The organism is Streptomyces sp. NPDC044064, from assembly GCF_056434245.1.
On sequence record NZ_JBWKFN010000001.1, the window covers coordinates 493,805 to 511,220 of the forward strand.

Here is a 17,416-nt window from a genome sequence, read left to right on the forward strand (position 1 = left end):
GGGTCAGCCGCCGCTCTCCGCCGCCTTCTTGATCGCCTCCCGGATGCGGGCGTACGTGCCGCAGCGGCAGATGTTCTCGATGGCGTCGATGTCGGCGTCCGTGGGGTGGGGCGTCCGCTTCAGCAGGGCGGTGGCGGCCATGATCTGGCCCGGCTGGCAGAAGCCGCACTGGGCCACGTCGCAGTCCATCCAGGCCTGTTGGACCGGGTGCAGCCTGTCGCCGTCGGCCAGGCCCTCGATGGTGGTCACGGTGCGGTTCGCGCAGTCGGCGACCGGCACCACGCAGGGCTGGATCTCGGCGCCGTCGAGGTGGCTGGTGCAGGCGCGGCAGACGCCCACTCCGCAGCCGTACTTGGGGCCGGTGACGCCGAGCAGGTCGCGCAGGACCCACAGCAGGGGCATGTCGGCGGGGGCCTGAACGGTCACCTGTCTGCCGTTGAGGGTGAAGGAGTACGAACGCATGGGTGCCTCGGAGGGTGTGTCGGCGGTCAGAAGGTGAGCGGGAAGCTGCGCGGTGCGGTGCCGGTCGCACGGGCGTAGGCGTTGGCGACCGCGCCGGACGCCGCGGGGACCCCGAGTTCGCCGGCGCCGCCCGGCTCCCCGGTCGAGGGCAGGACGTGGGCCTCGAAGACGAGCGGGGCGTGGCGCTGGCGGGCGTAGCGGAAGTCGGCGAAGCTGCCCTCTCGTACGGCGCCCCGGTCGATGTGCAGGCCCGCCTGCAGGACCACGGAGATGCCGTCGATCGCGGTGCCCATCAACTGGGCTTCCAGGCCACGTGGGTTGACCGCGGTGCCCACGTCGGCCGCCATCACCACCTTGGTCACGCGAGGGTTCTTCGGGTCGGTCGCGTCGATCTCGGCGAGGCAGGCCACGCAGGAGCCGTACTCCTCGTGCACGGCCATGCCCTGCGCGCATCCCGCGGGCATGGCGCGGCCCCAGTGGCCGGCGGCCGCCGCCTTGTCGAGGACGGCCCTGACCGCCTTGTTCCGCAAGGTGGTCCGGCGGAAGGCCACGGGATCCACGCCGAGTTTGCGGGCGATCTCGTCCACGACGATCTCCTCGGCGGTCCGGACGGTCCCGGAGTCCACCGACCGCCAGGCGCCGAGCGGCACGGCCAGCTCGATGCCGCCCGAATCACCGGACACCCGGCCGAAGTTGTACAGACCCGTCCGGCTGGGCAGGGGGCCGGACGCGGCCCGCACACCCCCCTGCGCGGACAGGCCGGCGTCGTCGTACGACTCCGACACCGACGCCATCACCTGTTCGAAGGCCACCACCCGGCCGCCGGCCACACTGGCCCGGATCCGGTGCCGGCTGGCCGGGCGCATACGGCCGTGCTTGATGTCGTCGCCACGGCTCCACATCAGCTTCACCGGGCGGCGGGCCGCCTTGGAGACCAGCGCCGCCTCGATCGCCGCGTCGTAGTTCAGCCGGCGGCCGAACGAGCCACCGGCGCGCACCACATGGACCTTGACCTTCGACGGGCGCAGACCGACCGCCTGGGCTATCGCGTCCCGCGCGTCCATGGGTGTCTGGCAGGAGAACCACAGCTCCGCGCGGTCGGCGCGGACGTCCGCCACCGCCGTGAGCACCTCCATCGGGGCGTGGCCGACGAAGGCGAACGCGAACTCGGCCTCCACGGGGGTCGATCCGTGCGGCGGGGTGCCGAGCCGGGGCACGGCGGCCTTGAGCCGGGAGCGTATCTGCGCGTCCGACAGGGCGTGCAGCGGGCCGGGCGCCCAGGTGAGGCGAAGGGCGTCCCGGGCGGCGAAGGCGTGGTGGAAGGTGTCCGCGACGACGGCGACACCGCCGGGCAGCCGGACGACCGCATGGACGCCCGGCAGGGCGCGGGCGGCCCGGTCGTCGACCGAGAGGAGCTTGCCCCGGATCGTCGGCGGCCGGGCCACCACCGTGGGCTTCGCCCCGGCCACCGCCACGTCCCCGGCGTACTTCGCCCGGCCGGTGACGATGTCCCGCGCGTCGATCCTGGTCGTCGGCCGTCCGATCACCCGGTGCCGGGACGCGGGTTTGGGCTTGTCCGGGACGGCGGGGTGGTGGATACGGGCCGCGCTCGCGGTCAGCGAGCCGAAGGTGGCCGTGCGCCCGTCCGGGGCGACGACCATGGTGTCGCGGGTGCGCAGGGTCCGGGCGGGCAGGTGCCAGCGCCGGGCGGCTGCGGTCACCAGCTTCGCCCGGGCGGTGGCGGCGAGCTGCCGGGCCGGGCCGTACAGCGAACTCACCGAACTGGAACCGCCGGTGTACTGGTTGCCCTTGGTGCGGGCGTCGGCGAGCGGGATGCGCACATCGGTGAGGCGGGCGTCCAGCTCCTCGGCGATCATCATGGCGACCGCGGTGGTGATGCCCTGTCCGACCTCGGCGCGGGGCAGCCGTACGACGACGTGGTTGGTCTCCGTGACCTCCAGGACCAGCATCTCCTCGTCGGTACCGGTCACCAGGACGTGGGAGCCGGAGCCGGCCCGGCCGGACTCGGCGCCCTCCGCTCGCGAAGGGGTGCAGGCGAGCGGGGCGGCGACCGTGAGAGTGGCCGCGGCAACCGTGTACACCATGAATCCGCGGCGGGACGGGCCTGCGGAGGGCAGGGGCTCGGTGCGGTCCAAACGAGGGCTCCTGTCGGCACGTGGGGCGGTCGGGACGCGGCACGCGGGGCGGCACCTGTCCTCGGGTCGGCTCACTCGAGAGGTAGGAGGGCCCTGGCCCCGCGCCGGTTGCCTGACGGATCCCGATCCGGTCCGCCGCCTCTCGGCAGGTCGCCCGGAGACCGAACGCGGGCAGGTTCACACCGGTTCGGGGAACTTGACTCGATGTCACCTGTGCGAAACCTGTACGGCACCGGCCACTCTGCGGTTACCGTTCAGTAGACATCGTGTCAGGAGGCTCCCGGAGGTGCTCCCACAATGACGCCCGACCGTGCCGCAGGCCTTGCGGAGTCCGCCCGTGCGCTCGCCGCCGGGGAGGTGAGCTCCCGCACGCTGGTGGAGCGGGCCCTGGCCCGGATCGAGGCCACCCAGCCGACCCTGAACGCCTTTCGGATCGTGCGCACCGAGGCCGCGCTCGCCGAAGCGGACGCGGCCGACCGGGAGTTGGCCGCCGGAGTGCGGCGACCGCTGCTCGGGGTCCCGGTCGCGGTGAAGGACGACACGGACGTGGCAGGCGAGCCGACCGCGTTCGGCTGCCCCGGCGACTTCCCGCCGGTCGCGCGGGACGGGGAGGCGGTACGCCGGCTGCGGGCGGCCGGTGCGGTGATCGTCGGCAAGACGAACACCTGCGAGCTGGGACAGTGGCCGTTCACGGAGGGCCCGGCGTTCGGGGAGACCCGCAATCCCTGGCACACCTGGCACACCCCGGGCGGCTCGTCGGGCGGTTCGGCGGCCGCGGTCGCCGCCGGGCTGGTCCCGGCCGCGCTCGGCTCGGACGGTGCCGGTTCGGTGCGGATCCCGGCCTCCTGGACCCATCTGATCGGTATCAAGCCGCAGCGCGGGCGCATCTCGACCTGGCCGCGCGGCGAGGCCTTCCACGGCATCACCGTCAACGGCACCCTGGCCCGTACGGTCGCCGACGCGGCCCTGCTGCTCGACGCGGCGAGCGGCAACCACGACCGGGACCCGCACCGGCCGCCCGCGCTCACGGTGTCGGACGCGGTCGGCCGCGACCCGGGCCGTCTGCGCATCGCCCTGGCGCTGAAGCCGCCGTTCACGGCGGTGCCCGCGCGGCTGCGCCCGGAGGTCCGGGCCCGGATCCTCGAACTCGCAGAGAAACTGAGCGCGTCGGGACACACGGTCGAGGAGGCCGACCCGCCCTACGGCCAGATCGGGCTGACCTTCGTGCCCCGCGCCACCGCCGGCATCGCCGACCACGTCCGCGAGACTCCCGACCCCGCCCTGCTCGACCCGCGCACCCGGGACGCGGCCCGGCTGGGCCGGCTGCTCGGCGGGGCCCCGCTGCGGGCGGCCCGCCGCGCCGAGGCGGTCCTGCACCGGCGGATCGGCGCGTTCTTCGGGTCGTACGACGTCGTCCTCGCCCCGACGACGGCCGCTCCCCCGCCCGCGATCGGCGCCCTGTACCGGCTCGGCGGGCTCGCCACGGACCGCGCGATGATCGCCGCCTGCCCCTACGCCTGGCCCTGGAACGTGCTCGGCTGGCCCGGTGTGAACGTGCCCGCCGGCTTCGTCGGCGCGCTGCCCGTGGGCGCCCAGCTGCTCGGCCCGGCCAACAGCGAACTCCTGCTGGTCTCCCTGGCCGCCCAGCTGGAGGCGGAGCTGCGCTGGCACGAACGCTGGCCGCCGCAGAAGAAGGACGCCGCCGGCACGGCGGCGTGACCGCGCTCCGCCCGTACCCTGTGAACATGGACGATGCGTCGATGGTCGGGCTCGTTGGACGGGTGACGGGGACGATCGGGCCGGGGCTGGTCGGCGAGGTGATCGTCCGGGTGCGCGGCGGCGCGGAGCACTTCCTCGCCTACGCGGCCGACGGCACCGGCCGGATCGAGCGCGGCACGGTGGTGATGGTGGTGGAGCACCTGCCGCCGAGGACGGTCTACGTCACTGCCGCGTACGACAGTTGAGCGCGCTCAGCCCCAGGTGAGGGGGGTGTGCGTCAAGATTGCAACAAGGATTCGTCAGCGTCTTCTCGGCGTGTCCACGCAGGCGCACACTCCCTTCGTTCGGTGCCGAAAGGGCACCATGCAAAGGGGGCGAATGCCGATGGTTGTCGGCGTCGTTGCGGGGGCGGTCGTCGTTGCCGTCCTCGTTCTGATCGGTCTGTTCAAGATGATGTGGCGGGTCGCCGAACCGAACGAGGCGCTCATCATCTCCGGGTCCAAGCACCGCACCGAGGGCCTCGAGGAGGGCATGGGCTTCCGCATCGTCACCGGGCGCGGCACGCTGGTGCTGCCCGGGGTGCAGGCGGTGCGCAAGCTCTCCCTGGACCTGAACGAGACCGAGCTGCACGTGGACTGCGTGACGCACCAGGGCATTCCGCTGAAGGTCCGGGGCGTGGTCATCTTCAAGGTGGGCGACGACTTCGTGTCGATCGCCAACGCGGCCCGCCGTTTCCTCGACCAGCAGCGGATGATGTCGGAGCGGGTGCACAACGTCTTCGCCGGTCATCTCCGTTCCATCGTGGGCGGGTTGACGGTCGAGGACATGATCCGCGACCGGGAGAAGCTGACCGGGCAGACCCGGGCCGCCTGCGGTACGGAGATGGAGAAGCTCGGCCTGATCGTCGACTCCCTGCAGATCCACGAGATCGAGGACCCGACGGGGTACATCCAGAACCTGGCTTCCCCGCACGCCGCAGCCGTCCAGCGGGACGCGCGCATCGCGCAGGCGGAGGCGAACCGTCTCGCCACCGAGGCCGAGCAGCAGTCGTTCGCCCGGATGGCGGAGGCCACCCGGGACAGCGAGATCCTGCAGGCCGGCTACCAGGCCGAGCGCGACAAGGCGGCGGCACGCGCCCGCCAGGCCGGTCCGCTCGCCGATGCGGGTGCCCGGCAGGAGGTCGTGGTCCAGGAGACGCGGGTCGCCGAGCTGGAGGCGCACCGGCGGGAGCAGCAGCTCCAGGCGGACGTCCGAAAGCCGGCCGACGCCAAGGCCTACGAGAAGCGCACGCTGGCCGAGGCCGAACGTGACGCGCGGATCTCGGCGGCGCAGGCCAAGGCGAAGGAGACGGAACTGGCGGCCGCGGCCGAGGCGACCCGGGTCAAGGCGGCCGCGGGCGCCGAGGCGGAGGCCACCCAGACCCGGGGTACGGCCACGGCCGCGGCGACCCGGGCCACCGGTGAGGCGGAGGCCGCGGCCGCGCAGGCCAGGGGTCTGGCCGACGCCGAGGCGACCCGGGCCAAGGGTCTCGCGGAGGCGGAGACCATCAAGGCCCGGGCCGCCGCCCTCGCCGAGAACCAGGAGGCGGTCGTCGCCCAGCAGCTCGCCGAGAACTGGCCGGAGATCGTCCGGGCCGGCGCGTCGGCCTTCGGCAACGTGGACAACATGGTGCTGCTCAACGGTGCCGACGGCATGGCCGAGATGTTCGCCAAGGCGCTCACGATGGGCGGCACGGGCCTCGGGCTCGCCCGTCAGCTCCTCTCCTCGATGAACCAGAACGGGCAGGCGCAGAACGGCACCGTGCCGTCCCTCGACGGGCACACGGCACCGCCGGTGCAGAAGGTGCCGGTGGAGCAGGACGAGGACTGAAAACCGACCCGTCCGTCCCTTCCGGGGTCCTCGGCTTTCCGGGGGCCCCGGCGGGCCGTCCCCGGGCACCGCGAGAGCGGCGGACGACGCCCGGGGCAACCCCAACCGAACCCTTACCGCCCCCTTTCCGGTTGCGGCATCGCCACCCCGTACGGTTTGCGTGACGGGTGTCGCAAGCCCCGGCTTGAGGAACTTCGACCAGGTGGGGGCGTGGATGGCTGCCAGTCGCCGTGCTGTGCTGACCGGCTTGGCGGGCGGCGTGCTCGCCGGTTGCGCGGGCCCGAAGAGCTCGACGAACATCCGCGTGCCGGCGTCGCCCACACCCTCGGCGACCGCCACCGGAGCCCCCGCCACCGTCGCCCCCTCGGCCACGGCACCCGCCACCGCGCCCGAGGTCACCCGCGCCGAGATCGTCGCCCGCTACGGGCGCTCCGTGCCGCACACCTGGGGGTTCGACGCGCCCGGGGTGACGCACGCGCTGCCGGCCACGAAGCGCGCGATCGCGCTGACCTTCGACGCCTGCGGCGGCCCGGGCGGCAGTGGCTACGACCGGGCGCTGATCGACTTCCTCCGCAGGCGGGAGATACCGGCGACCCTCTTCATCAACTCACGCTGGATCGACGCCAACCCGGCCGTCTTCCGCAGGCTGGCCGCCGAGCGGCTGTTCGAGATCGCCAACCACGGCACCCGGCACCGCCCGCTGTCCGTCACCGGACGCTCCGCCTACGGCATCCCCGGCACCCGCGGCGCCGGCGAGGTGTACGACGAGATCGCCGGCAACCGCGCCAAGCTCACCCACCTGCTGGGCACCCCTCCTCGCTTCTTCCGCTCCGGCACGGCCTACTGCGACGACGTCGCGGCACGGATCGTCGGCGACCTCGGCGAGCGCTTCGTCAGTTTCTCCGTGAACGGGGACGGCGGCGCGACCTTCACGCCCGAACAGGTCCGCGCCACCGTCTCCTCCGCCCAGGCCGGTTCGATCGTCATCTGCCACATGAACCACCCCGAGGGCGGCACCGCCCGGGGCATCACCGCGGCCGTCCCCCGTCTCCTCGCGGCGGGCCACCACTTCGTCCGCCTCTCGGACGGACTGCACTGACCGGCCGCCCCACCGGGATGACATGCTTCTGACGTGAAGGACCGTCGGACAAAGGGGAGTTCAGGTGCCGGAGCCAGCTCGGACGCAGGCCCTCGTCGTTCTCGACCCGGTGGAACTGCCCGCCGTACATGAGCTGGCGGCCGCCCACGGCGTCGAGCTGCAGCAGGTGCCACGGCGAGGCATCGAACCCGTCACCACCGTCACCCTGGTCCTGATGGGCGCGGCGACCGCCGTCGGCGCCCTGCAGCACGCCCTGGAACAGCGCAGGGGCGGCCAGGTGATCGACCTCAGACCGGGCGCGCCACGGGCGATCTACCGCACCCCGGACGTGGTCTACGGAACGGTGGTGGTCCTCGCGGCCGACGGCACGGTGACCGTGGAGGTCAAGGAGCCGGACGGCATGTTCGGCAAGGTGATCTCCGCGCTGCCGAACCTCCTCTCCGCCGGCGGGAGCGGCACCGAGCAGGTCACGGCAACCGTCACGGCGAGGTTCGGCGCGGACGTGGAGGTCCGGCCCGCGGCCGTGCGGGCGACGCAGGGCGGTGACGCATGAGCGGGGAAACGGGCCGGGAGCGCCAGCAGGAGGCGCAGGACTTCCTCGACCTGCTCAGGGCACAGGCGCAGGCCGGGCAGGGCGGGTCCGACCGGTCGCCGGTGACCGGGGCCGCCGTGCGGGATCTGACCGAACGGCTCCTGCGCGACAGCTTCAACGCCGAGCAGGGCAAGGACCCTCGGGTACGGGCGCAGGTGGAGCAGGAGGCAGCCCGCAACCTGCGCAGCCAGGACGACGTCCTGACCGAGATGTACGCGGGGATGCAGGACCACATCGAGCGGACGGCCAAGGCCCGGATCCAGGGCGACGGCCTGGACCTCACGGCGATGCGCCCGCTCATCGGCCATCTGCGCACCGGGCAGCTCAACGCGGTGAGCATGCGGGTGCCGGGCCGCCACGGTGCCCATCTGGTGCTCGTCGAGGACCAGATGCCGCTCTTCTCCTCCAAACTCAGCAAGGCGGTCGCCTGGGCGTTCCCCTACGGACCGGCCGCCGCCGAGGGCCTGATCGACGTCCAGTGGAACCTGGCCGCCGCGGTCGAGCGGATCGAGACCGTGCCCGAGGTCGCCGAGCGCTTCACGGACATCGTCGTGGCCTACGCCGTCTCGGGCCGGGTGGGTGACGCCGGCCACCACCTGCTGCCGCCGGGCCCGTTCAACCTCGCCGGGATGCTGCGTGACGCCCTCGAGTACTTCGTGATGGGCCACGAGTACGCCCACATCCTCAGCGGCCACCTGAACTCCGCGGTCCGGCGCAGGGGTGTGCTGCCGGTCGAGGAGGCGGAGGTGCTGGCGTACTCGTGGAGGCAGGAGTTCGACGCCGACCTGATCGGCATGGTCCTGTCCCTCAACGCCGGGATCGAGTACGACAACCGCGACCTGTGGGTGGGGTTCGTGGGCGTCAGTCTGTTCTTCGACGCCCTGGACGTGATGGACCGCGCCGTCGCCCTGCTGCAGACGGGCGACGAGAACGCCCGCCAACTGGGCTCCCACCCGCCGTCCGACCTGCGCAAGCAGCGCCTGAGCGCGGTCCTGCCGCAGATGGCCGATGCCGGCAGGGTGCGGATGGCGCTCGAACTGGCCGACATCCAGGGGCAGGTCATCCGCGAACTGTGGGCGCGCGCCCGCCCGGCCCTGCTGAGTATGCACCGGCGCGGTGTGCCGACGGCCCGGACCTGGCGGACCATCCCGAAGGAGACCGGGGACCCGGGGCCCGCGCCGGCCGCGCCGCCGGCCTGAGAGCTCCGGCCCGTGGCGGTCGCGGGCCACAACCGGAGGGCGGTTGCCCAACTGCTGGGCGCACGCCCTAAGGTGCCCCCGTGACTGCCTTTACCGACGAAGACATCCCCGGCCGCCACGGCCCCTCCGCCACCACCGAGGCCGACCCGCGCGAGGTCGGCAGGGTGCGCACCGAGTACTCCCCCGCCCACGACGGCGACCCCGACCCGGGCGAGATCGTGTGGACCTGGGTGCCGTTCGAGGAGAACGACGGCCGGGGCAAGGACCGCCCGGTGCTGGTCGTGGCCCGGGAGGCGGCGGGCACCTTCCTCGCCGTCCAGCTGTCCAGCAAGCGGCACGACGGCGACCGGGAGTGGGTGGCCATCGGCAGCGGGCCCTGGGACCGGTCGGGCCGCGACTCGTGGGTGGACGTGGACCGGGTGCTGAGGCTGCACGAGAAGGGCATGCGGCGGGAGGCGTGCGCGATCGACCGGATGCGGTTCAACCTCGTCCGCCAGCGGCTCCACGAGCGGTACGGCTGGACCTGACACCCTCTAGGGCTGCGGCAGGTCCTGCGGAAACGCCCGTACGAAGGCCTCCCGGACCGTCGCTCCCGGCGTACGGTCCAGGACGCCGAACACCACGTGCTCGAACGCCTGAGCGAACCGACCGCCGGGCCCGAGCAGTGCACGGAAGGCGCCCGCGACCTGTGCCGGATCGTTCTGGAAGACACCGCACCCCCAGGCGCCCAGCACCAGCCGCCGGTATCCGTGCGCGGCCGCGGTCTCCAGGACCCGCTCGGCCCGCCGGGCCAGGGCGGCCGGCAGTTCACCGGCGCGCTCCGGTGCCGTGCGCCGCAGTACGCCCGCGTTGGGGGCGGCGGCGGTCAGGAAGCCCGCCAGCCAGGGCTCCGGCAGCAGGCGGCCCCGGTCGTCGCGGAACACCGGGACGGCCGGGGTGTGGATCACCCGGTCCGTGTAGAGCGGATCGCGGTGGGCGCGGTGGTGGTCGTAGTACTCCCGGGCCTCCAGCAGGCAGGTGTACAGCGCGGAGGCGCGGCACAGGGCCTCTTCCTGGGCCTGGGCGCCGTTCAGATAGCCGCCGCCGGGGTTGCGGGCCGAGGCGAAGTTCAGCACCGCGACCGGGGCGCCCGCGAGCCGACGGGCGGCTTCCAGACTGCTCTCGCCCGTGACCTGGAACAACGTCTTCGCATCCGCCGTCACGGACACCGGCACCGGCCCGGGGCCGTACATCCGCGTACCCGCCCGGGCGGCCTCGGTCGCCGCCGCTGTGGAGACCTCCCGGCCGTCCGGCAGGCGGTATCCCCCTGACGCCACGATCTGCTCGGTCTCCGTGGCGATGCCGCGCAGGCGCGCGCTCACGGCGCCACCCCCGTGGGCGCCATGACCGCGGCCCGCGCAGCCTCCCCCGTCGTGCTCATACAGGCATCCTGGGTGATGCTGGTGATGCGGTGCAACGGAATTTCCGGGTCCCGGAACGGCCTGGAAACGCCCAAGAAAAGGGAGATTACCGATCCCGGACGTCCCGATGGGCACCCTTGTGCGAATCGTTGCGAGGGTCTTGGGTGGGACGAGTGCATGTCCGGCTCACCGAACACCGGGCCGGTGGCATGGTGGAATCTCAGGAGGATCCCGACATGTCCGACTCAATGACCGATGGTGGCGACTGTACGGAGCACCGCACAGCCCTCACCGAAGCCGAGGTCGAAGCCCTCGTCCGAGGCATCTGTTTCAAGACGGGCCCGCCCCGCACGCTCGGCGTCGAAGTGGAATGGCTCGTCCACGAGCTGCGGCAGCCGCAGCTCCCGGTGACACCCGAACGACTCGAAGCGGCCTACGCCACCCTGCGGACCGTGCCGCTGAAGTCGCCGCTGACGATCGAACCCGGCGGCCAACTGGAGCTGAGCTCCCCGCCCGCCACCTCCTTGATGGAGTGCATAGACACCGTCTCGGCCGACCTGGACACGGTCCGCACGGTCCTCGCCGAGGACGGCCTGGGACTCGTCGGCGTCGGCCACGACCCCTGGCATCCACCCCGTCGCTTCCTGCACGAACCGCGCTATGACGCCATGGAGGCCTGCCTCGACCGCACCGGCACGGCCGGCCGGCACATGATGTGCACCTCGGCCTCCGTCCAGGTGTGCGTGGACGCCGGCTACGAGGAGCCCGGGCCGCTCGGACACGAGCGGCGCTGGCAGCTGGCGCACCTGCTGGGCGCGGTACTGGTGGCAGCGTTCGCGAATTCCCCGCTGATCGGCCGGCAGCCCACGGGCTGGCGGTCCACCCGGCAGCTGCTGTGGATGGAGATCGGCGTCGCAGGCCGGGCGGGCGGCCCCCCGCCGGACGGCGAGCCGCGGGACGCCTGGACCCGGCATGTGCTGGACGCCCCGGTGATGTGCGTCCGCAACGACGGCGGTCCGTGGGAGTTGCCCGAGGGCCTGACCTTCCGCGAGTGGACCCGCTCGGGGACACCCCGGCCGCCCACCCGGACGGATCTCGACTACCACCTCACCACCCTGTTCCCGCCGGTCCGGCCACGCGGCCACCTGGAGCTGCGCATGATCGACGCGCAGCCCGGCGAGGACGGCTGGATCGTGCCGCTCGCGGTGGCGGCGGCGCTGTTCGACGACCCGGAAGCCACCGAGTCCGCGCACCGGGCGGTGAAACCCCTGGCGGAGCGGACGCTGAACCTGCCCGCCCCGCACAATCCGCTGTGGACCGACGCGGCCCGGTACGGGCTCGCCGACCCCGAGCTGCGCGAGGCCGCCGTCACCTGTTTCGCAGCGGCGCTGGAGGCCCTGCCCCGGCTCGGTGCCACACCCGCGGTCATGGACGCCGTGGCGGCCCATCTCCACCGCTACGTCGTCCGGGGCCGCTGCCCGGCCGACGACCTGCTGGACCGTCTGCGCGACACGGACCGTCGTGCCCACGGGAGGAAGGACATCCGCACATGACCGCCCCGGAGACCGAGGTCACGGACACCGAGCACGACAGCGAGGCGCTGCGCGAGCGTGCGCTCGCCTCGCTCACCACCGCCCGCGCCCGCACGACGCTGCTGACCAGCTGTGTCGAGGACCCCGACCTCACCGCGCAGCACTCCCCGCTGATGTCGCCGCTGGTGTGGGACCTCGCCCACATCGGCAACCAGGAGGAGCTGTGGCTGCTGCGGGCGGTCGGCGGCCGGGAGGCGATGCGGCCCGAGATCGACGGCCTGTACGACGCGTTCGAACACCCGCGCTCCGAGCGGCCCTCGCTGCCGCTGCTGCCGCCCGCCGAGGCCCGCGGCTACGCGGCCGAGGTGCGCGGCCGGGTCCTGGACCTGCTGGGCGCCGCGGACTTCCACGGCAGCCGGCTGACCGAGGCCGGGTTCGCCTTCGGGATGATCGCGCAGCACGAACAGCAGCACGACGAGACGATGCTGATCACCCATCAGCTCCGCAGGGGCCCGCAGGCCCTGACCGCCCCCGACCCCGAGCCGGCTCCGCTGTTCACCGGCCCGGCCGAAGTCCTCGTCCCCGGCGGTCCGTTCACCATGGGCACCTCCACCGAGCCGTGGGCGCTGGACAACGAACGCCCGGCGCACCCGGTGGACCTGGCGCCGTACTGGATCGACACGACCCCGGTGACGAACGCGGCGTACCGGGCGTTCATCGAGGACGGCGGCTACGACACCGAGCGCTGGTGGACGCCCGAGGGCTGGGCGCACGTCCGGCAGCACTCCCTCACCGCCCCGCTGTTCTGGCGCCGCGACGGCGGCCAGTGGCTCAGACGCCACTTCGGGGTCACCGAGGTCGTGCCGCCGGACGAACCGGTACTGCACGTGTGCTGGTACGAGGCGGACGCCTACGCCCGCTGGGCCGGCCGCCGGCTGCCCACCGAGGCGGAGTGGGAGAAGGCAGCCCGGTACGACCCGGCCACCGGCCGCTCCACCCGCTACCCGTGGGGCGATGCCGACCCAGCGCCCGAGCACGCCAACCTGGGCCAGCGGCACCTCAGGCCCGCTCCCGCCGGCAGCTACCCGGCCGGTGAGTCCCCGCTTGGCGTCCGGCAGCTGATCGGGGACGTGTGGGAGTGGACGGCGAGCGACTTCCTGCCGTACCCGGGCTTCCGGGCGTTCCCGTACAAGGAGTACTCGGAGGTGTTCTTCGGCTCCGACCACAAGGTGCTGCGCGGCGGCTCGTTCGCCGTGGACCGGGTGGCCTGCCGTGGCACGTTCCGCAACTGGGACTACCCGATCCGGCGGCAGATCTTCTCCGGGTTCCGCACCGCCCGCTCGGAGGCCGTCTGATGTGCCGTCATCTGGCCTACCTGGGGCCCGAAGAGCCGCTCGGCCGCCTTCTCGTGGAGCCCGCGCACAGCCTGTTCCGGCAGTCGTGGGCACCCCGGCGGCAGCGGTACGGGACGGTCAACGCCGATGGTTTCGGGGTGGGTTGGTACGCCCCGGGTGATCCGGTTCCGGCCCGCTACCGGCGGTTCGGGCCGATCTGGGCAGATGCGTCCTTCACCGACCTGGCCCGGGTCGTGCGCGCCGGGGCCGTGCTGGCCGCCGTACGCGACGCGACCCGGGCGGGCGCGGACGGCGAGGCAGCGGCGGCGCCCTTCGCCGCCGGCCGGTGGCTGTTCAGCCACAACGGCGCGATCGCCGGCTGGCCGGACTCGGCGGCACCGCTGGTGTCCGCCCTGCCGCCGGTCGAGCTGCTGTCGCTGGAGGCGCGCACCGACTCGGCGTTCGTCTGGGCGCTGGTGCTGCACCGGCTGCGGCTCGGTGACGACCCCGCCGGCGCCCTCGGCGGGGCGGTTCGTGAGCTGGCCGAGGCGGCCCCCGCCTCCCGGCTGAACCTGCTGCTCACCGACGGCACCACCATCACCGCCACCACCTGGGGCGACAGCCTCTGGTACCGCACGGAGCCCGGCACCGGCACGGTCGTCGCCTCCGAACCGTATGACGACGACCCGCTCTGGCAGGAGGTCCCCGACCACACCGTGCTCACGGCGAACCGCACCGGCGTGCTGCTCGCCCCGCTCGAGGATCCGGCGTCAGTACCACCGAAGGAGCCCTGTACGTGAGTCCCCTGCACGTGACCCGCACCCTCCCCGAGGACGCGACGGACGCCGCGCTGCGCGCGGACGTCCTCGCCGGCCTGACGGTCAACCCCAAGACGCTGCCGCCCAAGTGGTTCTACGACGCCCGGGGCAGCGAGCTGTTCGAACAGATCACGGAACTGCTCGAGTACTACCCGACCCGGGCCGAGCGCGAGATCCTCGTCGCCCGGTCCGGCGAGATAGCCGCCGCGAGCGGCGCGCGCACCCTGGTCGAACTGGGCTCCGGCTCCTCGGAGAAGACCCGTCATCTGCTCGACGCGCTCACCTCACTGGCGGCGTACGTACCCGTCGACGTCAGCGAGAGCGCCCTCACCCAGGCCGGGCAGGCGCTCATCGAGGAGCGTCCCGGACTCGACGTGCACGCGCTGATCGCCGACTTCACCGCCCCGCTGGCGCTGCCCGAGACTCCCGGACCCCGGCTGGTGGCGTTCCTCGGCGGCACGATCGGCAACCTGCTGCCCGCCGAGCGGGCGAAGTTCCTGGCCTCGGTGCGCGCCCTGCTCGCACCGGGCGACGCACTGCTGCTCGGCACGGACCTGGTCAAGGACGAACAGGTGCTGGTCCGGGCGTACGACGACGCGGCCGGGGTGACGGCCGCGTTCAACAAGAACGTCCTGGCCGTCATGAACCGGGAGCTGGGCGCCGACTTCGACCCGGACGCCTTCGACCATCTGGCGCTGTGGGACACCGAGCAGGAGTGGATCGAGATGCGGCTGCGCTCGCGCACCGCGCAGACCGTGAAGGTGCCCGCGCTGGACCTCGCCGTGGACTTCGCGGCGGGCGAGGAGCTGCGCACCGAGGTGTCGGCGAAGTTCCGCAAGGACGGGGTGAGCGCTGAACTCGATGCGGTGGGCCTGGAGTTGACCCACTGGTGGACGGACACCGAGAGCCGCTTCGCGCTGTCGCTCAGCGTGGCGCGGTAGGTCAGCCCAGGTTCGGAGCGAGGGCCTCGGTGATCTTCCGGTCGGCCCGGCGTGCCTCGGCCGCCGGGTCGGCCCCGCCGAGCACCTCGGTCATGTAGCCCTTGATCGGGTTGTCCGCCTCGACCGCGGCCCACTGCGGGCTGGCGGGGGTTGCCCGGCCGTGTGCGGCACCCGCCGCCATGGCGGCGACCCCCTCCTCACCCGCGACGGCACCCGCCAGGGTGGTCTTGTTGGGCACGTAGTTCATGGTGCGGGCGAGTTCGGTGTCCCACTTGGCACCGGTGAGTGCCCCGACGACGGCGGTCGCCGCGAACTGGTCGTCGGTGTTTCGCGGGACGACGAGGTCGGAGCCGCCGGTGAAGACCGTGCCGGGCCGGGCGGCGGTCCTGCCGGGCACCGGGAAGAAGCCGAGCTTGTCCTTGAGTCCGGGATTCTGCTGCACGATGGACTGGGCGAGCCCCGGCACGGCGATGATCTGCGCGACCTTGCCGCCGGCGAACACCCCTGCCTGGGGCGGGTGTTCCTCGTCCGCGTCCACCGGGCCCTCGCCGAGCGCCTGGAGCCGCCGGTAGAAGTCCATCCCGCGCAGGGCTGCCGGGGTGTCCAGGGCGCCCCGCCACTCGTAGTCCTTCTGCTCGGCCAGCTCGCCCCCCTCGTCCCAGATGAAGCCGGACAGGGTGTACCAGTCCTGTCCGGCCAGGTAGATGCCCTGGTTGCCACCCGAGTCGAGCTTCTGTGTGTCGGTGAGCCACTCGTCACGGGTCTTCGGCGGGGCAGTGATGCCGGCCTGCGCGAAGAGGTCCTTGCGGTAGACGACGACCCGGTTGGCCGCGTACCAGGGCACGCCGTACTGCTTGTTGCCGTCCTTGCCCGGTTCGGCGAGGCCCGGCAGCCAGCGCTCCTTGCCCCAGTCGCGCATGGACTCCAGCGTCAGGTCGGCGAGCCGGCCGTCGTCGATGTACAGCGGGACCTGGGTGTTGCCCACCTCGATGACGTCGGGGCCGTCCTTCGCGTCGCTCCTGAGCGCCTTCCGGACCTTCTCGACGATGCCGGTCCACTCCTGGATGCGGATGTCGAGCCGCAGGTCCGTGTGGGTGCGTTCGAACTCCTCGGTGAAGCGCCGCAGGAACTCCTTCGAGGCGCTGTCCTTCATCAGCCACACGGTGACGGTGTGCCGGTCCTGGCCGCCCGGGAGGAGGCCACAGCCACTGGCGAGGGAGCCGGTGACGCAGAGGAGGGCGAGCAGACGACGACGTCTCACGAGGGGTCCTGTTCTGTCTGACGGACAGGGGAAGGGGCCCGGCGTGGGGGGACGAGCCATGGCTCGCACGGGTGTCTGAATTTTGGTATGGACCAATGCTGAGGTCAAGACCTACCCGGGGGTACGGCCGCGACGCCTCGCGCTCCGACTCCGCATACGGCACCGTGGAGTGACGCGTGACACACCCGTCACGGCGGCACAGCGAGGAGCACCACATGACCAACCACACCTACCGGGTCTCGGAGATCGTCGGCACCTCCCCCGACGGCGTCGACAAGGCGATCCGCAACGGCATCGCCCGGGCGTCCCAGACCGTGCGCAACCTGGACTGGTTCGAGGTGACACAGGTCAGGGGGCAGATCGAGGACGGGCAGATCGCGCACTGGCAGGTCGGTCTGAAGGTGGGCTTCCGCATCGAGGACGGGGAGTAGGCCCTCAGGTCCGGCCCTCACGCTCCTGTGCGTCCTCGAGCGCGGCGGACTTCGCAGCCCAGCGGGCCCGTACGACGGCGAATCCGGCGCGCTCGGCGTCGTCGCACACGAGCTCGTCGTCATCGGCCAGGAACCGGATCTCGCGGTCACGGGCGAGCCGGCGCAGGATCTCCAGCTTGGTGAACCGGGCGGGCCTGCGGTCGGCGTTGCTCCGCATGTGGAGGCGCCCCTCGGGCAGCCCCTGGCCGGCGAGCCAGTCGAGCGTGTCGCGCCGGCATCGTTCGGGCCGCCCGGTGAGGTACACGATCTCGCACTCGCGGGCCTGTTCCAGGACGAGCGTCACGCCCTCGGCGAGCGGCGGATCCTGGGGCGCGGCCGCGAAGAACCCGGCCCAGTTCCGCGGCCGGCCCTCCAGGAAGTGCTGCCGATGGGCGGTGTCGGCAAGGGTGTTGTCGAGGTCGAACACGGCAACCGGACGCGCACTGCTGTCTGTCACGGGGCCACCCTAGCCACCCCTGCGTCAGCTCCCCGGGGCCGGGCCGCCGCTCGCACCGGAGCCGCATCAGAAGCCGTACGAGGAATCCTGCGGGCTCTGGGGTGTTG

17 protein-coding genes are annotated in these 17,416 nt (G+C 72.8%); 12 read left to right on the forward strand and 5 right to left on the reverse strand.

The window, feature by feature from the left end; genetic code table 11:
- Positions 1–3: 3 nt before the first annotated feature.
- Positions 4–462, reverse strand: a complete 459-nt coding sequence (locus AC07DS_RS02235; protein WP_479141833.1) for a (2Fe-2S)-binding protein — start codon at positions 460–462, stop codon at positions 4–6.
- A 26-nt stretch (positions 463–488) separates the two neighbouring features.
- Complete coding sequence (locus tag AC07DS_RS02240) at positions 489–2,567, reverse strand: xanthine dehydrogenase family protein molybdopterin-binding subunit (protein WP_479142140.1); 2,079 nt, start codon at positions 2,565–2,567, stop codon at positions 489–491.
- Positions 2,568–2,915: 348 nt separating this feature from the next.
- Between AC07DS_RS02240 and AC07DS_RS02245 the strand changes: the two genes are divergently transcribed.
- The 7 genes from AC07DS_RS02245 (at position 2,916) to AC07DS_RS02275 (ending at position 9,623) form a co-directional block, all read left to right on the forward strand.
- Positions 2,916–4,337, forward strand: coding sequence for an amidase (locus tag AC07DS_RS02245; protein WP_479141835.1), 1,422 nt, complete (start codon positions 2,916–2,918; stop codon positions 4,335–4,337).
- 26 nt (positions 4,338–4,363) lie between these two features.
- Positions 4,364–4,582, forward strand: coding sequence for a hypothetical protein (locus tag AC07DS_RS02250; protein ID WP_186581386.1), 219 nt, complete (start codon positions 4,364–4,366; stop codon positions 4,580–4,582).
- 133 nt (positions 4,583–4,715) lie between these two features.
- Positions 4,716–6,206: a flotillin family protein gene (locus tag AC07DS_RS02255; RefSeq protein WP_479141838.1), complete on the forward strand. Its 1,491-nt coding sequence runs from the start codon at positions 4,716–4,718 to the stop codon at positions 6,204–6,206.
- A 214-nt stretch (positions 6,207–6,420) separates the two neighbouring features.
- The gene (locus AC07DS_RS02260) at positions 6,421–7,305 is read left to right on the forward strand and encodes a polysaccharide deacetylase family protein (protein WP_479141840.1); all 885 of its coding nucleotides are present in this window, start codon (positions 6,421–6,423) and stop codon (positions 7,303–7,305) included.
- Between the two features lie 64 nt (positions 7,306–7,369).
- Positions 7,370–7,858, forward strand: a complete 489-nt coding sequence (locus AC07DS_RS02265; protein ID WP_479141842.1) for a hypothetical protein — start codon at positions 7,370–7,372, stop codon at positions 7,856–7,858.
- Positions 7,855–9,096, forward strand: coding sequence for a M48 family metalloprotease (locus AC07DS_RS02270; protein ID WP_479141844.1), 1,242 nt, complete (start codon positions 7,855–7,857; stop codon positions 9,094–9,096). The genes AC07DS_RS02265 and AC07DS_RS02270 overlap by 4 nt, the downstream gene beginning before the upstream one ends.
- Before the next feature lie 80 nt (positions 9,097–9,176).
- Positions 9,177–9,623 carry a type II toxin-antitoxin system PemK/MazF family toxin gene (locus AC07DS_RS02275; protein WP_145877079.1) on the forward strand — a complete coding sequence of 149 codons (447 nt, stop codon included), beginning with the start codon at positions 9,177–9,179 and terminating at the stop codon, positions 9,621–9,623.
- Positions 9,624–9,629: 6 nt separating this feature from the next.
- On the opposite strand, the gene AC07DS_RS02280 is transcribed toward AC07DS_RS02275, so the two are convergent.
- Complete coding sequence (locus AC07DS_RS02280; RefSeq protein ID WP_479141847.1) at positions 9,630–10,457, reverse strand: TIGR02452 family protein; 828 nt, start codon at positions 10,455–10,457, stop codon at positions 9,630–9,632.
- Between the two features lie 275 nt (positions 10,458–10,732).
- Here AC07DS_RS02280 and egtA point away from each other — a divergent pair, with 275 nt between their 5' ends.
- The 4 genes from egtA to egtD are packed head-to-tail and all read left to right on the forward strand — an operon-like array spanning position 10,733 to position 15,121.
- Positions 10,733–12,049, forward strand: a complete 1,317-nt coding sequence (gene egtA / locus AC07DS_RS02285; RefSeq protein WP_479141849.1) for an ergothioneine biosynthesis glutamate--cysteine ligase EgtA — start codon at positions 10,733–10,735, stop codon at positions 12,047–12,049.
- Complete coding sequence (gene egtB / locus AC07DS_RS02290; RefSeq protein WP_479141851.1) at positions 12,046–13,383, forward strand: ergothioneine biosynthesis protein EgtB; 1,338 nt, start codon at positions 12,046–12,048, stop codon at positions 13,381–13,383. The genes egtA and egtB overlap by 4 nt, the downstream gene beginning before the upstream one ends.
- Entirely contained in the window at positions 13,383–14,162 is a 780-nt protein-coding gene (gene egtC / locus AC07DS_RS02295; protein WP_479141853.1) for an ergothioneine biosynthesis protein EgtC, read from the forward strand. Before egtB ends, egtC begins: the two co-directional genes overlap by 1 nt.
- Complete coding sequence (gene egtD, locus AC07DS_RS02300) at positions 14,159–15,121, forward strand: L-histidine N(alpha)-methyltransferase (RefSeq protein ID WP_479141855.1); 963 nt, start codon at positions 14,159–14,161, stop codon at positions 15,119–15,121. Before egtC ends, egtD begins: the two co-directional genes overlap by 4 nt.
- Position 15,122: 1 nt before the next feature.
- Here egtD and AC07DS_RS02305 read toward each other — a convergent pair whose 3' ends face one another.
- A complete protein-coding gene (locus AC07DS_RS02305) occupies positions 15,123–16,382 on the reverse strand; it encodes an extracellular solute-binding protein (RefSeq protein ID WP_479141857.1) in 1,260 nt (419 codons plus the stop codon).
- A 215-nt stretch (positions 16,383–16,597) separates the two neighbouring features.
- On the opposite strand from AC07DS_RS02305, the gene AC07DS_RS02310 reads away from it, so the two are divergent.
- On the forward strand, positions 16,598–16,813 hold the full coding sequence (locus AC07DS_RS02310) for a dodecin (RefSeq protein ID WP_145877092.1): 216 nt from the start codon (positions 16,598–16,600) through the stop codon (positions 16,811–16,813).
- 4 nt (positions 16,814–16,817) lie between these two features.
- On the opposite strand, the gene AC07DS_RS02315 is transcribed toward AC07DS_RS02310, so the two are convergent.
- A complete protein-coding gene (locus AC07DS_RS02315; protein WP_479141860.1) occupies positions 16,818–17,309 on the reverse strand; it encodes a phosphatase domain-containing protein in 492 nt (163 codons plus the stop codon).
- Positions 17,310–17,416 lie beyond the last annotated feature (107 nt).

Coding starts and splice junctions, on each gene's coding strand:
- AC07DS_RS02235 (WP_479141833.1), bottom strand. CDS start 462: ATGCGTTCGTACTCCTTCACCCTCAACGGCAGACAGGTGACCGTTCAG.
- AC07DS_RS02240 (WP_479142140.1), bottom strand. CDS start 2,567: ATGGTGTACACGGTTGCCGCGGCCACTCTCACGGTCGCCGCCCCGCTC.
- AC07DS_RS02245 (WP_479141835.1), top strand. CDS start 2,916: ATGACGCCCGACCGTGCCGCAGGCCTTGCGGAGTCCGCCCGTGCGCTC.
- AC07DS_RS02250 (WP_186581386.1), top strand. CDS start 4,364: ATGGACGATGCGTCGATGGTCGGGCTCGTTGGACGGGTGACGGGGACG.
- AC07DS_RS02255 (WP_479141838.1), top strand. CDS start 4,716: ATGCCGATGGTTGTCGGCGTCGTTGCGGGGGCGGTCGTCGTTGCCGTC.
- AC07DS_RS02260 (WP_479141840.1), top strand. CDS start 6,421: ATGGCTGCCAGTCGCCGTGCTGTGCTGACCGGCTTGGCGGGCGGCGTG.
- AC07DS_RS02270 (WP_479141844.1), top strand. CDS start 7,855: ATGAGCGGGGAAACGGGCCGGGAGCGCCAGCAGGAGGCGCAGGACTTC.
- egtA (WP_479141849.1), top strand. CDS start 10,733: ATGTCCGACTCAATGACCGATGGTGGCGACTGTACGGAGCACCGCACA.
- egtB (WP_479141851.1), top strand. CDS start 12,046: ATGACCGCCCCGGAGACCGAGGTCACGGACACCGAGCACGACAGCGAG.
- egtC (WP_479141853.1), top strand. CDS start 13,383: ATGTGCCGTCATCTGGCCTACCTGGGGCCCGAAGAGCCGCTCGGCCGC.
- AC07DS_RS02310 (WP_145877092.1), top strand. CDS start 16,598: ATGACCAACCACACCTACCGGGTCTCGGAGATCGTCGGCACCTCCCCC.